The sequence below is a fragment of the Spiroplasma floricola 23-6 genome (assembly GCF_002813555.1).
Classification (GTDB): domain Bacteria; phylum Bacillota_I; class Bacilli_A; order Mycoplasmatales; family Mycoplasmataceae; genus Spiroplasma_A; species Spiroplasma_A floricola.
This window is the reverse complement of the sequence record NZ_CP025057.1, coordinates 151,086-168,010: the sequence shown is the minus strand read 5'-3', so window position 1 is coordinate 168,010 and position 16,925 is coordinate 151,086. Positions and strand designations below refer to the sequence as shown.

Genomic DNA, 16,925 nt, shown 5'->3' with positions numbered 1-16,925 from the left:
TCACCTACTTACTTGAATTAGAATTAGTATTTTTATCCTTAATTATTTTTTTATTTTTAGCAATATATTTTGGTTCTCTATATTGTTTTTTAAATTCATCACTAGAGTGAAGATTAAATTCTTTAAGTTTATTAAGAAAATTTTGAGCATCAACATCATGTTTATGATCTTCAAAACCTTCTCAATTATAAACAAAACTTCCATCTAATCTTACAGCAAAGTCTGCAGTTTCCCCACTTAACTTTTCTCCATGAATTAGAACTAAATTTTTTTCCGCTAGTTTTCTAATATTGTCTTCATTAACAATATACCCAACCTCTCTAATAGCTTTAACAATTTTTATTACATTATCTTTTCTTACAGCTTCTTGCTCTGCTGTTTTTGATGATTTCAGAAAATAATCTTTAATATTACCTTGTAAATTAATTAAGTTAATTAAACTCATAAATTCTTTTGCATCTTGTTTTATAGAATTTACAATATCTTGATCATCTTTGTAAAGATCAATTGAAGAAGAAACAACTTCTTTTACAATAGAACTATTTGAGGCTTTATATTTTTTTAAATTTTGCAAAACAAAGTCATATAACTCATTGTCTTTTTTATTAATCAAAGTGTGCTGGTTTTGTTCAAACAATCTTTTTATATATAATTTATCTTCAGAGTTAGAATACTTAGCAATCAAAGAGTTTTTTAAGTTTTCTATATCTTCAAATACATTTTTATCTAATGCTTTTAATAAATTTTCTTGTTCTTTTTCAAGAACATCTTTTTTGAAACAGAATACTTTTGCTTTAAAATCGGCAATAACTTCTCTTTTTCTTTCTGCATATCTTTGAATTTCATTATATGTTTCAATTGCAACATGAGTGTTAGAAGAGACTTCTCTTTCATAGGTATTTTTAGCTAAATCCATTTGTTCTTTAGTTAATTCTTCTAAGATTTGCTCTATTTGTTTTTTAAAATATCCTGAACTATCAATTTGTTTACATTCATCTATTAATTGATTGATATACTTTATTAAAAAATCAATATCTTTTTTTATAAAATTAAATTGCTTTTCACAATTAACTAAAATTTCTTCAGCTGTCATACTCATAACTATTATCCTCCAAATAAAGTAGTATATTTTATTAAATCATCTTCTGTATATTCTCTTTTTTTACCAAATATTATATTAAGAGCTATTTTATAAGTTTGTTCATCATCTTTTAAAATTTTTTCAACTTCATCTGATTTATTTTCAATATTTTTTACTCATTCTAATTTTAACTCAATTGGCATATTATATATACTTTTATCTAAAAATTTATTTAAAGCTTGTTCAATATTATTAATATATTTTCCTGCAATAAGTTGGACTTTGTAATTTATACTAGTATTTAAAAGAGTTTGAAGTTCAGTAATTTTATACTTGTAATATGTTTTATAAAAATCAACTAGAGATTCAGACAAATTAATTAAATAAGTATCAAGTTTTTTTATATCTAATGAGTTTTTAACTAAATCTATTAAAGATGTCAATAATCTACTATAATTATCTTCTACAAATTGATAGTTAGACATATACAACTCTTTAGTTAGTTTTCCAATTAAATTTAAGGTATTTGCATGTTGAATTCAAACATCTGAGTTATATTTATTATCATTAAACATTTCAGCTCTATTATTATTTTTAAAATAATTAGTTAATACTATCAAAGAGTTCTTTACATTAAATTTTCAGCCATCAATTGAATTTTCCTGTAAATAATGATTCATTTTATATATATTTTCAATATTATTTTCTACATCAATTTTATTAAAAATATCTAATATATTTTTTGAGTCTTTAAATTCATAATTTTTAATTATCTCAAACATCTCTTCATCTGATTTATTTTTTGAAATATCTATAATTAAATCTTTTGCTATTTTTTCAAGAGTTAAAGATAATTTTCTATTTTCTGATTCTAATAAATAATTTCTCATTTCAATATAGTTTGATCCACTATTTACAGTATCTAATAAAAATTTTTCTAGAATTGCAATTACTTCCCTTTCTAAACTAAGTCTCTCCAAAATTATATATATGCTCATTGAAGTTTTATAATTTGAATTTAATAAAGAATGTTCAAACTTTTCTAAAGCATTTTTAATATTTGATTTAAATAGTGAAACTAAGTTTAAAGGATCTGTTGGATTTTTGTATAAGAAAAAAACAGGAATATTCAAATTTATAATTTCAACTAGTTTATTTGCTACTAAAAAACCATTCATTAAATTTTGAGAATCTAAATAAATAAATGAGTTTGATTGCAAAACTTCATTATCAATATAATCAACATAAAAGATTAATTTGTCATCAACTATATCTGTAACTTTAGTATTTCTTTTAGAGTTATAAAAAATAATAATTTGAATATTTTTAGTAAAATCTTTATTCTTTATAATCTCTGTATCTGACTTAATAAATTGATCATTTATTAAAAGTAAATTATAATTTGTTTTCACATTTAAATTAGATAACAGTTCTGGAGATGAAATAAATTTGTGTTTGTCTTTAAAAGAGATCTCCGGAACAAATATTTTTTTTAATTTTTCATCATATTTATTTAAAACATCTTTTAAAATTTCTAATGAGATTTCAGAGTTTAATCTTAGATAATTATTAAAGAAGTTATTATCTGTTTTAATTTTAAAAGCCCCGTTATTAAAAATTTCTATTGAAGCTTCTATTGCGACATTTTCTGTTTTTATGTATTCTTCAAATGCTCTAATATTTTCTATTAATTCATCGTCAATTGAGATATTTTTTAAAACACAGTTTTCTCCAAATAAATTTTGATCTTGTTTAACTAATTCACTTAGTTTAGATGAAATTAAATTTTTATTTTTAATTTGTGAATACTCAACTGGAATATTAATTTTGTGGCTAAATTTTAAATCAGTTATTCTTTTATCTCAGTTAATTTCTTTTAAAACTTCTATTTCCTTTGTAATTGGATCAAAAAAATATTTAAAATCTTGAGTCTTATTATCTTGAGAAATTGTATAGTCTCCAGTTTTGAATTTTTGTTCAATTTGTTCTTTTATTTTAAAATTATTAATTGGAATATTCATATTTAATAAATCAACACTCAGTCTAATTTTATTTACCTCAATAACTTTAAAGTTAATTAAATCTCTTAAAGCTTTTTCAAACACTGTTTGATTTAATATATTAAAATCCTGTTTCAAAATTTCTGATAGAGTTTTTCTTTTATTTGGATATTCTATAATAATTAATAAAATCAAAAATTCCATAAATGTTGGTTTTCTAATTTCTGAATATTTAATTTTTAAAGCTAAATATAATTTATCATATAGAATTTCAATTTTATTAAATATCATTTTTTAGTCCTCCAAAATATCAATGGGTTTTAATAGACAACCTTCAAAATCCAACTTTGCAATTATATCTGCATAAACTTGATAACTGTTTGAAACATTAGGATTCTCTATAGTTGGAATTTTAACAGTAATATCATTAACAGCTCTTTGAGCACCAATAATTATTAATAATTCTCTTGCTCTTGAAAAAGCAACATTTATTCTCTCATATTTTTTTAAAAATTCTCTTCCCGATTTGTTTGATAATTTTTCTGGATTTCTTACAATGTTAACTAAAACATAATCAGCTTCTTTACCTTGAAAATCATCAACTGTGTTAATAATAATATTAATATTTTCATATTTTTTTAAATTTATTTCTCTTTTTAATTTCTCTACATGTAAACCATAAAAACTTATTATAGCTACTGAAGGTTTTATTTTTGAGTTTTTTTCTTTAACTGCCTCATTTATTTTATTTAAAAGTTTTTTAGTTATCTGTAATTCTAATTCATTAAATAAGCTTGTTGAATATTCTTCTCCTTGTTCAAAATTTATTTCATTTTGTAAGTTTTTAGATGAGTCAATTCAATAAACAGAACTGCGTGAATCAATAATATTTTTTCCAGAGCTATTAGTTATTTTTAAATCATGTCTTTTCTGATTACTAACTTGAGAATCTACTTTCAAATTTCCTTCATAAAATTTATTAACAACATTCATAATTTGTTCATGACTTCTATATTGGGTTTTTAAAAAAGTAGTTATTGTTTTATTACCTGCACTAATTAACTTTTTAAAAGCTGACTCATCAAGTAACTCATACATCAAATTATAACTATAATCTTTATTAAAAAATTCATTTACTTGTTCAACATCATTTGGTTGTAACTTAAGAATAGGAGGAAGTTGTCTATAATCTCCAACTAAAATTAAAGACTTACCATAAATCAATGGCATTAAAATTTCTAATAGAGTTGCTTTAGACGCTTCATCAATAATAACAACATCAACATTCATATTTTTTAAATTTAACTCCTCTAATCCAAGTTTATTGGCAAAATTATTCTTATTAAATTTAAATAAGTTTGTTGAAGTTAAAGTCATGGAGTAAACATTAACTAGATTATCTAAAACTGTTTTTATATATCTTTGACTATCTTTAAACATTTGATTTGTAAAATCTGCTGAAGCTAATTCCTCTTTAAAATTATTTATTATTTTATAGTTATCTTTTAGATATTTAATTATTTCTGTATAAATCTGAAAGAAATTTTCTTTTCTTTTCTTACTTTGTTGCAATTTAGTTTCAAGTTTTTTTAATTCTCCTTTAACTTGATTCTCCAAATCCATAGCATCTAAACCTAAATTTATATTAAATTTATAATTTACTGTTTTGATTAAATCTCTAAGTTCTTTTGTATTTCCACCTGAATTTTCAATTAAGTTATTTCTTGAAATCACTAATTCATTTTTTTTAATTTCAAGTTGATTTAAATCAGAGTCAAATAAGTTTATATTTACTTCATCTTGTAAATCTAACTCAGCTTCCATTTTTAAATTTTTTAAAGATGAAATAAAAATTGAGAATAGATTTTCCAATTCGGTAATTCTATTATCCAGATTTATAATTTGTTGGAAACCCAAAATTTTACTTTCTTCTTTTTCTGCTAAATCAAAATCTGCATTTCTTCTAAATTTATTGGCATTATTTTTAGCGTTTCTTATTTCAATAAATAATTCATTTTTATAATAAATCTCATTTACAACTTCTTTTATTAAAAAATAAATATTTTGAAAATCCTTTGGATTAAAGTTTAGATTTTTATAAATGAAATTCTCTAATTCATATTGTATTGTATTTTTAAAACATTCTTCAATTTTTTCACTTACTTTAACTGTTGAATAAAAATCTTTAGTCTCTAAAACTTCTATTAAATTTTCTATATTAATTAACTCTTCTTTTAAGCTGTTTTTAATTCTTATAGTATCCAATTTTTTTTCTTTAAAAGAGATTATTTCTCTATTTAATTTATCAATTTCCTCTTGTAAAGTTTTTATTTGCTTATTATTTTGATTAAAACTTTTATTTATATTAATTAAATTCTCTAAATCACTTTTATAAGAATAAAACTCCTCAATTGTTTTTTCATCATTACTCATGTCATCAAATGCCTTTTTACCAATTGATTTATAATAATTGTATAAAACTCTATCAGGAGAAAAATTATTAGTATCTTGTGTTTTTAAATTTAATTGATTTGTTAATCTAATTTTATTTAAGTTTGGATCTAGTGGTAATCTATTAACTACATTTCTTAATGCTTCATGATTTTGACTTGATAGTAATACTTTCCTATTTAATTTTGATAATTGAGTTATTATTTCACATATTACCTGTGTTTTTCCTGTTCCTGGTGGACCTTGTAAAATAAAAATATCTTTTGTATTTACAGCTTTTCTAACAGCTTCTTTTTGCTCATAGTTTAAATCAAATTGAAACTCTTCATCATTAATTTTAATATCATCTGATAATTCAGATAATTCAACTAATTTTGTATTAAATAAGTAATTTACAAGATATGGATTTTTAGTATTTCCCTCAGATATTTTTTTAATAACCTGTTTAGAGCGTTCAATTAATATATCATCTCCAATTCCTGTATAGGCAATATAACCTGAACTTAAATAGTCCAAATTATTTTTTACTTCAAATATTTCTTCATTAAATTCTTGTTCAATTTCAAAAACTATTTTTTTTATTTGTCATTCTTTCATTTCTCTTGGATTTTCTTTTAATAAAAACTCTAGCTCCTTATTTTCACCAAGAAAAATGGTTTCCATATTTTTTAATCAATATTCTTCAAAACTAATTGAGTCTTCTAAAACTCCTAACATTGTAGAAACATTTAAAATATTTTGCATATCTTTAGTTTTTTCAAAATCAAAATCAAAAATATCATGAATATTTTTAACAAGTTCATGAGTAGTTTTAATATTTTTATTTTTATTAATAGAAACTAATGAGAGTTCCTTTGTCTTTTTTATTTTATTAACCTTATCAATATCATCTACAAGTAAATCTAATACTACAATATTTGTAAAATCAAAAGATATATCTTTACTTTTTAATAAGCTCTCTGCTTTTATATCTAAATATTTAAGACTTTTTGATTTTAAATTCTTTTTTTCATATGTTAATAAGTCGCTCTCAAAATGAAGTTTATCAATTTTAATTGCTTTTGAATAATTAACACCTAAATATGGAAGCGACTTTTTTCTTTCTAGTTTAAGTAAATCTTCACAAAAGTCTAAATAGTTTGATCATCTTTCTCTTTCTTCTTCAAAAGTTGATAATAGTTTTCCAATTTCTAAAATATTTGATGAATTTAATACATTTCGTCTTATTAACTCATCATCTTTGATTTGTCCTTGATTTCTTATTATAAGTATTTGTGATTCTTGAATCATTGTTTCAAACTCTTGAGCAATTGGCTTTAACCTTGTTACAAATATAGAGCTAATTGTTAATGATGCATTTTTGGTATCTATATTAACATAAAATCCTAAATAAGTTCCATCAGATAACAATGATTGATTTTTAAAATCAAACTCTATTCTTAAAATTCCATTATATGAAGTTTTATTTTTATCTTTTTTAGAGAACTGCTTAGTTTTATCATCTAAAAGACATATAAATGATTTTTTAGCAAGAGAGTTTCTTAAAAAGTTTTGAAAATCTAAACATGTTGAAATGCCTTTAATACCTAACTCTTCTATTATTTGATCTAAAGTTGCTGGGTTATCTTTGAATTGAACATTTTGTAAAAATGAGAAATCCAAAATTATTTCTTTAACACCATTATTTTCAATTATGTTTGACATAAAATTGGCCCCCTATCTTACACTCTTCTTATTATAACATTTTTAAAAACTAAAAAAATTAACTAGCAAATAGAGATTCTTAATACATTAATAATGACAATATTTAAATAATACTTTAAAAGTAAAAAAATGATTTATAGATATAAATCATTTTTATGCTTTATTTTTTGTTATTACTTACTAACATATTAAATGTTCCAATTGCATCTTTTGAACTAAATGAGACATAAAAATATTGATCTTTTACATATTCTTGATTTGAATAAGCTTCTCCTATTGAAAAAGAATCATTATTATTAGAAACTGCTTTATAAACATTTAAAGATTCAACAACATTCAGTTTAACTTTTAAAGTAGAATTAATATATTTAATTGCTTGATCATTTAAAGTATTTTTTTCAGAATTAAACATGTCAATTATTTGTTCTGATAAAAAATTTATACCTAAATCTGGTAAATAAATATTTGAGTTAAATAATGTATCAGTATGTTCAATTGATTCTGATATATTATATTCTGTTTCAAATATCATATTATATCCAGGTTTAATTTGGAAATCAGCTAAAGATTGAAGTCTTTGATAGCCATAAAGATTTTCTCCAATCATTTTTCCATCTGCTATAGCTTCATAACTAATAGCATAAGTATAATTTCCTCAATTGTCTAGTTTATCTACTGTAACATTCATATTCAATATTTCATAATTCTTTGCATTAATTACTTCTGTAAGTGTTCGACCAACTCTTATTGTTCCATCAAATGATATACCTGGAAGTCTTACAATACTATTTTTAATGACAAAATTAGTTACATTATTTGATTTGTTGAAGGCTCTTTGTTCTTCAATTGCTTTTATTAGCACTTCTTTATAATCATATGTACCAACAATTATTTTTCCATCTTTATCAAAATGTTTACTATTATTTACATTAACTCTCATTATTCCTGCCTCAACACGAATTGAAATATTATCATTAATATTTTGTTCTAACATAATAACTGGTGCAACAGCAGAAGTAGAAACTCCTAATGTTCCTATAAGACTTAAAAGTTTTAACATATACAAATACCTTTCTTTCAGCATCCCACCCTACCAACCTTAAGACATGATTGTTATAATAAAATATTAATTTATAAAATTAAAAAAGCAATCTTTTATAAAAGTGATTAATAGAAAAAATGAAAATAAAAAGTCTATTTTTCATTTTTAATAAATTTTAAAAAAATTTTATATTTTTATTTTTAATGATTTTTTTCCATTAGTGTTTTGTGATTTACATCTTTTAACCCTAATATCTCTAATTTATCTAAATTGAAATCTATTGATTTGTTATCCCTTAAACTTATTCTTAGCATCATAAAAATTATCTAGAGAAGTGGAATGAGTTAAAAAAAAATAGGCATAAATACCTATTCATTTCATACATTTTAGAGTAGTTTTAAATAAATCATTTGAAAAATTTTTTATTTACTTCTTTATTATTAGGTTCATATTTTAGTTTATTAACTGAAAAAACTATTAAACCAAAAGTAACATATAAAATTGACAAGCTAGCAATTATTATTTCCACAAAACTAATTCAGTGAACAATATTAGAAAAAGTTTTATTATTATCACTTATTAAAAATTGAGATAATTTTTCTGAAGCAAAAGAAGTTATGGCTAAAGGAAATGTAAAGCAAGCAAAAAGTGGAATAAATTTCTTAGTCATTATTGGAATTATAATTAAGTAATCAAATATTATAAATATAATACCTAAAATAAATAAAAATAGGACTATTGGTTTTTGAAGTTCTCCTAATTTATTTGTTGTGTTAAAAAAAGCAATTAGATAACCTGCTAAACACAAACTAGCAGGTGCTCCAAAAATTCCATAAGTAGGAAATTCATTACTTTTAATTTTTAATTGAATAAATAAAACTTTAATTAAAACTATTGGCAGTAATATAAGATATGCACTAAATCCAAAATATCAAATAACTTTAGATAAACATTGCAAAAACTCTTTAAAATTTTTTTGTTGATCAATAGTTAAACCAATTGTTGTATCTGAACTTCCCATTGTTGAGCCTGTGACACAAAATACTATTATTCCTACTCAAACTACAAATCAAGAAGGATAAACAGATTTTCAAGAAAAGTTTTTTATATAATAAATTGAAAAGCAAATTATATAAATAATAAAAATTAAAAGTACCAATAATCAAATTATTTCTCCTAATCATGGAACTTTAATTGAATTTAAAAAAGCAGTTCAAGAAAAAGTTGCCATAAATAAAGTTGGTATTAAAGAACCTATAATTGGTGATTTAAATTCTGTAACAAAAATTTTTGGTTTTGATAAATATTTAATAATTATTAAAGTTAAGAACAAAGTTAGTAATAAAAAACCACTACTAGTTATAATCATTCCAAATATATTGGAAAAATTATAACTATCTTTAAATTGATTATTTACTCATAACTTTCAAGCATTAGTTAAAGTCATTACCCCTAAAGCACAACCTGTTAATGCAATTGGTAAATTAGAAAAAATATTTTTGTCATTTTTCATATTTATAATTGCTAATTAATCTTGATGTGGAGCAAAAGGATCAACTACAGCTAGTGTATCTGGATTTTCTCTTCCTAAAACTTTTTTATCAATTGCATAATGATTTCCATTAGACATTTTAATTCAATCTAATAAATCATTTGTTTCTGATATTTCTTCATAGAAATCAATAGAGAATCATTCATAAAATTTAACTGTTGTAAAATCCATTTTCTCTTTTGCATTATTTGTAAATTCATTTGTAATATTTGCAAAATGAGTTCTACATTTAATATACTCTTTTAAAATATCTTCTATATTTTTTAAATCAGGAGTAGTTATTTCTACTGAGCCGATTTTATAATTTTGTCCTCTGTCTAAAAGATAGTTGATTATTCTTCTTTGATGTAAGAATTCATCCTGAGCTTGCACTTGAAAAAAGTGTGTAAAGCCAGGATATCCTAATTCATCACACTTTTTACTTAAATTAAAACAATTTAATTGCATTTTAATATGTTCATTAATATAATCTTGTAGATTAGTTAAAATTAATTTATCCATTATAATCTTCCTCCTCTTTTTAATAATTTTTATTATATGCTCAAAGTAAAAAAATAACACCTATTAAAGGTGTTATTTTATAACAATATTTACAATTTTATCTATAACAGCTATTTCTTTTACTATCTCTTTTCCCCTGATTTGTTCCTTTACATTATCTAATTGTTTTGCCAAAGCAATTAATTCATCTTTTTCAGTTCCTTTATTAATTTCAAATGTAGCTCTTAATTTCCCATTAATTTGAACTGCAATTATAACTGTTGAAAGTAATAACTTAGATTCATCATAAGTTGGTCAAGTTTGCAAGCAAACACTTCCAGAGTTTCCTGTTTTAACTCATAACTCTTCTGCTAAATGAGGTGCGTAAGCTGAAAGCATTTTAATAAAATTCAAAATGTATTCTTTATATACAGGAGCTTTTTCTTTATAAACTGCATTTACAAATACCATTAGTTGAGAAACTGCTGTATTAAATTTACAACTTTCGATCATTTGAGTAACTTTTTTCACAACATCATTGTAAACATAATCTAAATTATGATTATTTTCATTTGTAAGATCCAAATTATCAATCATTCTATAAACTCTATCTAATCATTTTCTTGCTCCATCAAGTCCTTTATAACTTCAAGGAAGTGATGCTTCAATAGGTCCCATAAATACTTCATATAATCTTAAAGTATCTGCTCCATGTGATTCTATAATATCATCAGGATTAATTACATTGCCCTTTGATTTACTCATTTTTTCGCCATTATCAGCTAAAATCATTCCCTGATTTACTAATTTTTGAAATGGTTCTTTTGTTGGAACAACTCCTAAATCAAATAATACCTGGTGTCAAAATCTTGCATACAGTAAATGAAGAACAGCATGTTCTTGACCACCAACATATAAATCAACAGGCAATCATTTTTTAAATAATTCCATTGCCTCTTTTGATTTAATATCCATAAATTCATTTGGTCCTGTTGCTAAAATATATGCTAAGTAGTATCAACAACTTCCAGCTCATTGAGGCATTGTATTTGTTTCTCTTTTTGCTTTTTGATTTTTATAAGTAATATTAACTCAATCAGTTAGATTAGCCAACGGTGATTCACCAGTTCCTGATGGTTTAATATAATCAGTTTTTGGCAACTCTAAAGGAAGATCTTTTTCATCTATTAAAGCAATTTGACCATCTTCTAAAAAAATGACAGGAAAAGGTTCTCCATAAAATCTTTGTCTTGAAAACAATCAATCTCTTAACTTATAATTAACTTTTCTTTCTGCTTTATTTTCATTTTCGAGCTTTTCAATTACTAATTTAATTGCTTGTTTTCTATTTAATCCATTCAAAAAATCTGAATTCACTATTGGAGATTCTCCAACAAATGCTTTTGTTTTATCTTGTGTTTCTAAAACATATTTAAGTGATAAATTGTATTTTGTGGCAAATTTTCAATCACGTTCATCATGAGCTGGAACTGCCATTACAGCTCCTGTTGCATAATCGTTTAATACATAATCAGCAACTCAAACAGGTATTTCTTCTTTTGAAATTGGATTGATTACATAACTTCCTGTGAAAACTCCCGTTTTTTCTTTTGAATCATCTTGTCTTTCAACATCCACTTTTGTTTTAGTAATTTCAATATATTCTTCTATTTTTTCTCTATTTTCTTTAGTAGTTAATTTTAAAACTAAATTATTTTCTGGTGCCAATACAATATAAGATACTCCATAAATAGTATCTGCTCTTGTTGTAAATACAGCAATTTTTTCATCACTGTTTTTTACATCAAAACTAATTATTGCTCCTTCTGATCTTCCGATTCAGTTTTTTTGAATTTCCTTAACTGAGCTTGGTCAATCTAATTCATCTAAACCTTCAAGTAATCTATCTGCATATTCTGTAATTTTTAAAACTCATTGTTTCATAGGTTTTTTAATTACTTCAAAACCACCAACTTCCGAAACCATTTTTCCATTTTCCAAACTAACTTCTTCGTTTGCAAGAACAGTTCCTAATCCCTCACATCAGTTAACATTAGCTTCTCTTATTTCTGCTAATCCTTTTTTATAAAGTTGTTGAAATATTCATTGTGTAATTTTGTAATAATTCGGATTACTTGTATTTACTTCTTTATTGTAGTCATAACTTAATCCCAGTTTTTTTAACTGATTTTTAAAAGTAATAATATTTTTGTTTGTAAATTCTCTTGGATCATTTCCTGTTTTTAAAGCATATTGTTCTGCTGGAAGTCCAAAAGCATCTCATCCAATTGGATGTAAAACATCATATTGTTGCATTCTTCTCATTCTTGCAAAAACATCAGTTGCAGTATATCCCTTGGGATGACCAACATGAAGTCCTGCTCCACTTGGATAAGGAAACATATCTAAAATATATGCTTTTTTTTCTTTATTGCTTGTTGTTTTATATGTATTATTTTCTTCTCAAAATTTTTGTCATTTTTTTTCAATTGCCTTATGTGAAAATTCCATGTTCTTACCTCTTTTATAACTTTATTATTTTACATTAAATATATATTGTTTCAAATAGACTATTTAAGAAGTTAATTAAATATAGCTAACAACTTAGAATTGCTATATCTTCTTTTTTAAAGAAAGATTATCAATAGTACTAATTTAGTAAATATATCTAAAATAGTTATATTTAAATATATTTTTAAGAGTTTAAAAAAAGTTTAAACTTTTGTTTAAACTTTTTATAATCATTCTTTAAATTTTTTAATGTAAAGCATTTTTACTCCTTGTGCTAAGAACATATATGCTACTACAAATGATAAGGCAATTGGTAAAAATGTTAATGGTGGAACACCCATTCCCATACCTTCACTAACAGCAGGAATGCTCATAAATCCATAAGGAACTATTACAGCTAATGAACAAACAAGAACTGTTGATGCAGAAACTTGTCATGAACCATTTGATTGAATAAATGGAATTTTTTCAGTTCTATACATTTGCATTACTGCAGTTTGAGTCATCAATCCTACAACAAATCAGCTACCATTAAATACAGCTAATGCTGCAGGATCTGGTTTTCCAACTCCTGAACCAATTCCTGGTTGAACAATATGGTATCCATATAACAATACTAAGAAAGTTGAAATATCAAATATTGAACTAACTGGACCATTTATAACTGTAAATCATATAATGTTTTTTGTTCTTAATGGTCTTGGTTTATCTGTAAATTTTTTATCAACTTTATCAAAGATAAAGGCAAACATTACTATGTCATATAATAAATTTTGTGTAAGTAAATGTAATGGTTGCATTGGTTCTGCCATTGTTAAAAATAATGCAACAAGAACACTTAAAACATTTCCAAAGTTTGAAGCAATTGTAACTTTAATATATTTTAATATGTTTGCTAACGATACTCTTCCTTCATGAACTGCATGGCTAATTGGCAACAATGATTCTTCCATTAAAATAATATCTGCTGCTTCTTTTGCAATATTTGATGCTTCATCAAAAGATATTGCAACATCAGATTCTCTTAAAACTGGAGCATCATTAATTCCGTCACCCATAAATCCAACAACATGACCTTGTTCTTTTAAAGCTCTGATTATTGTTGATTTATGAATCGGACTTAATTTAACAAATACATTTCCTCTAAGAACTGCTTTGTGCAATTGGTGTTCATTCATTTCTTCAATTTCTTTTCCAGTATAAAGTTTTTCAATTTTAAAATCTACTTTTCCACAAATAGCTCTTGTGATAACTTCATTGTCTCCTGTAAGAACTTTTGTTGCTATTCCTTTTTGAGCTAATTCTTTAATAATTTTTTTAGAGGTTTTTTTTGGTTCATCAAAAAATGTACCAAATCCATAAAATACTAATTCCTCTTCAACATCTTCATCTTTTAAATGATTGTGAGCTATTCCTATAACTCTAAATCCATCGTTATTATACTCATCTGCTTTTTTGATTATTTTATCAATATGTTCTTGAGTAATTTTTACAATATCGCCATTAATATAAATACGGTTACACACTTTTAATACTTCTTCAATTGCACCTTTTGTAAAAATTTCTTTTTCATTATTTTTAGATAAAATTACTGATAATATCTTTCTTTTAAAGTCAAAAGGAATTTCTCATTCTTTTGTATATTCATCAATATTTGGTGCATTTATTTTTTTACTAAGCAATACAGCCTGGTCTATTGGATTTTGAAATCCTGATTGGAAATAACTATTTAAATATAAAATATGTTCTATCATTTCATTTTTTTGACTTTTAATATCAAATACATGGTCTAAATTAATCTCTCCACTTGTTATTGTTCCTGTTTTATCTGTACATAAAATATCGATTGCTCCCATATTTTGTACAGCATTTAAATTTTTTACAATAACATTTTCTTTTTTAATTTTTGAATAACCTCTAGATAGATTAGCCGTAACTATTATTGGTAACATTTCTGGAGTTAATCCAACAGCAATTGAAACTGCAAACATTGCAGCTGCAAATCATCTATCATCAATTTCTCCTGGTCTTAGACCAAAAACTAAAAAAACAATTGGTGTTACTGCTAACATAAATGAAATTAACAATAGTGTAATTCTTGCAACTCCTTTTTCAAAAGAGTTTTTTCCCCTTTTCTCTGTAACTTTATCATTAATTGCAGAAAAATAAGTTTTTTCTCCTGTTTGAGTTACTAAACATAATGCAGAACCTGAAACTACTTCTGTTCCCATATAACAAATATTTTGATATTCTAAATAACTTTCTTTTTCATTTGTTATTTTCTTTTGAACAGGAAATGCTTCTCCTGTTAAAGAAGATTGATTCAAATATAAGTTATTTGATCAAATAACTTTTACATCAGCAGGAATTAAATCTCCATTTGAAACATAAATTAAATCTCCTGGAACAAGTTCTGAGTTTTCAATTTGTTCATGCTCTTTAATTAATTTAATTGAATTTGCATTATCAATATCTTTAACTTTAAAATCAATATTTCTAACTACTTTTGATGTATGTTTATTTTCATATGTCATTTTTCTAATAACATGAAATGATCTAATTTCTTGAACAAAATATATTGTTGTACTAATTATAATCATAGTTAAAACAAGTAATGCTGCAACTAAATCTGATGGTTCCAATGAACGAATACCATCATCATTTTTTGCTGTTGCATATTTATAAAAGTTGAAAGTATCAATTACTATCAATATTAAATTGAAAGGACTAAAAAGTGACCTAAAAAATGATAATATGTAATTAAATTTTTTTTCTTTTAAACTATTATTTCCGAATTTATTTTTTTGAGCTTCAACTTCTGTATCTGATAGTCCAAAACTTGAAACTTCCAATTTTTTTAATGCCTGAGTTTGATCCAAATTTACAAACTCTGCTATTTGATTATTATAATTATTATTTAACTTTTTTTTATTAGTTTTCATAACATCGTTCTCCTTATTTATGAAAGCTAATTTTAAAACCTATTTTGACAACACAAAAATAGGTGGCAAATTAGCAATACTTCTTACCGTATTTTCTTTTATTAATATATTTAACTGTTCGACGGAAGGAATACTCATATTTACCACCTCATTTCTAAACTATCTTATTATACATATATATAAAGAAAAAAACACCCCTTCAGGGTGAAATAAATTTTTTAAATGGTCGGAATAAGTGGACTTGAACCACCGACCTCACCCTTATCAGGGGTGCGCTCTAACCAACTGAGCTATACTCCGTAAAACAATATTAATTATAGAATATTAACATTTAAAATTCAACAGAAATTAAATTTTTTTAAATCTTTTTCAATAAAAAAACGTCATTTATTGACGTCCTCTTAATTTCATAAATGGTGGTTTTGGACGGAATTGAACCGCCGACACATTGAGCTTCAATCAATTGCTCTACCAACTGAGCTACAAAACCAATAATGGCGACCCCAACGGGACTCGAACCCGTGATCTCCTCCGTGACAGGGAGGCGCGATAACCAACTTCGCTATGGGGCCAAATGGTTGCGGGGGCAGGACTTGAACCTACGACCTTCGGGTTATGAGCCCGACGAGCTACCAACTGCTCCACCCCGCGATAAAAATGGCGGAAGATGAGGGATTCGAACCCCCGCTCGGGTTTCCCCGACTCTCGGTTTTCAAGACCGACCCCTTCAGCCAGGCTTGGGTAATCTTCCGTATTTTGTTATGCCCCTTCATGATCATAATAGAGTCATCATGATGGTGGACCTTATTGGACTCGAACCAATGACCATCCGGTTATGAGCCGGATGCTCTAACCAACTGAGCTAAAGGTCCAAAATAATAAAAACAATAAAATATATGGTAGCGGGGAAGAGACTTGAACTCTTGACCTCCCGGGTATGAGCCGAGCGCTCTAACCAGCTGAGCTACCCCGCCATATATGGTGGACCCGAACGGGATCGAACCGTCGACCCCCTGCGTGCAAGGCAGGTGCTCTCCCAGCTGAGCTACGGGCCCATATATAAAATAATATTAAATTAAATGGTCGGGAAGACAGGATTCGAACCTGCGACCCTTCGGTCCCAAACCGAATGCTCTACCAAGCTGAGCCACTTCCCGAAGTT

General features: G+C 25.1%; 8 protein-coding genes and 9 tRNA genes. All 17 read right to left on the bottom strand.

The annotated features are described in order from the left end of the window. Window positions 1-4: 4 nt before the first annotated feature. The 17 genes from SFLOR_RS00780 to SFLOR_RS00700 all read right to left on the bottom strand — a co-directional run bounded on the left by SFLOR_RS00780 (window position 5) and on the right by SFLOR_RS00700 (window position 16,920). A complete protein-coding gene (locus tag SFLOR_RS00780; protein WP_100916192.1) occupies window positions 5-1,099 on the bottom strand; it encodes a hypothetical protein in 1,095 nt (364 codons plus the stop codon). 5 nt (window positions 1,100-1,104) lie between these two features. Further along, window positions 1,105-3,372, bottom strand: coding sequence for a hypothetical protein (locus SFLOR_RS00775; RefSeq protein WP_100916191.1), 2,268 nt, complete (start codon window positions 3,370-3,372; stop codon window positions 1,105-1,107). A gap of 3 nt (window positions 3,373-3,375) precedes the next feature. Beyond that, the gene (locus SFLOR_RS00770; RefSeq protein WP_100916190.1) at window positions 3,376-7,236 is read right to left on the bottom strand and encodes an AAA domain-containing protein; all 3,861 of its coding nucleotides are present in this window, start codon (window positions 7,234-7,236) and stop codon (window positions 3,376-3,378) included. Between the two features lie 160 nt (window positions 7,237-7,396). Continuing rightward, entirely contained in the window at window positions 7,397-8,296 is a 900-nt protein-coding gene (locus SFLOR_RS00765; protein WP_100916189.1) for a hypothetical protein, read from the bottom strand. Window positions 8,297-8,675: 379 nt separating this feature from the next. Beyond that, window positions 8,676-9,791, bottom strand: coding sequence for a TDT family transporter (locus SFLOR_RS00760; RefSeq protein ID WP_100916188.1), 1,116 nt, complete (start codon window positions 9,789-9,791; stop codon window positions 8,676-8,678). Between the two features lie 15 nt (window positions 9,792-9,806). Then, complete coding sequence (locus SFLOR_RS00755) at window positions 9,807-10,331, bottom strand: ferritin-like domain-containing protein (protein ID WP_100916187.1); 525 nt, start codon at window positions 10,329-10,331, stop codon at window positions 9,807-9,809. A 72-nt stretch (window positions 10,332-10,403) separates the two neighbouring features. Beyond that, entirely contained in the window at window positions 10,404-12,821 is a 2,418-nt protein-coding gene (gene leuS, locus SFLOR_RS00750) for a leucine--tRNA ligase (protein ID WP_100916186.1), read from the bottom strand. A 224-nt stretch (window positions 12,822-13,045) separates the two neighbouring features. Further along, on the bottom strand, window positions 13,046-15,763 hold the full coding sequence (gene mgtA, locus SFLOR_RS00745; RefSeq protein ID WP_100916185.1) for a magnesium-translocating P-type ATPase: 2,718 nt from the start codon (window positions 15,761-15,763) through the stop codon (window positions 13,046-13,048). Between the two features lie 223 nt (window positions 15,764-15,986). Then, window positions 15,987-16,063: transfer RNA gene (locus tag SFLOR_RS00740), tRNA-Ile, on the bottom strand. 114 nt (window positions 16,064-16,177) lie between these two features. Further along, window positions 16,178-16,253, bottom strand: a tRNA-Phe gene (locus SFLOR_RS00735). Between the two features lie 5 nt (window positions 16,254-16,258). Then, window positions 16,259-16,335 (bottom strand) — tRNA-Asp (locus tag SFLOR_RS00730). A gap of 3 nt (window positions 16,336-16,338) precedes the next feature. After that, a tRNA-Met gene (locus SFLOR_RS00725) sits at window positions 16,339-16,414 on the bottom strand. A gap of 7 nt (window positions 16,415-16,421) precedes the next feature. Beyond that, a tRNA-Ser gene (locus SFLOR_RS00720) sits at window positions 16,422-16,514 on the bottom strand. Window positions 16,515-16,558: 44 nt separating this feature from the next. Then, window positions 16,559-16,635, bottom strand: a tRNA-Ile gene (locus tag SFLOR_RS00715). A gap of 25 nt (window positions 16,636-16,660) precedes the next feature. After that, window positions 16,661-16,737: transfer RNA gene (locus SFLOR_RS00710), tRNA-Met, on the bottom strand. Window positions 16,738-16,742: 5 nt separating this feature from the next. After that, a tRNA-Ala gene (locus tag SFLOR_RS00705) sits at window positions 16,743-16,818 on the bottom strand. Between the two features lie 25 nt (window positions 16,819-16,843). Continuing rightward, window positions 16,844-16,920 (bottom strand) — tRNA-Pro (locus SFLOR_RS00700). Between the last annotated feature and the right edge of the window lie 5 nt (window positions 16,921-16,925).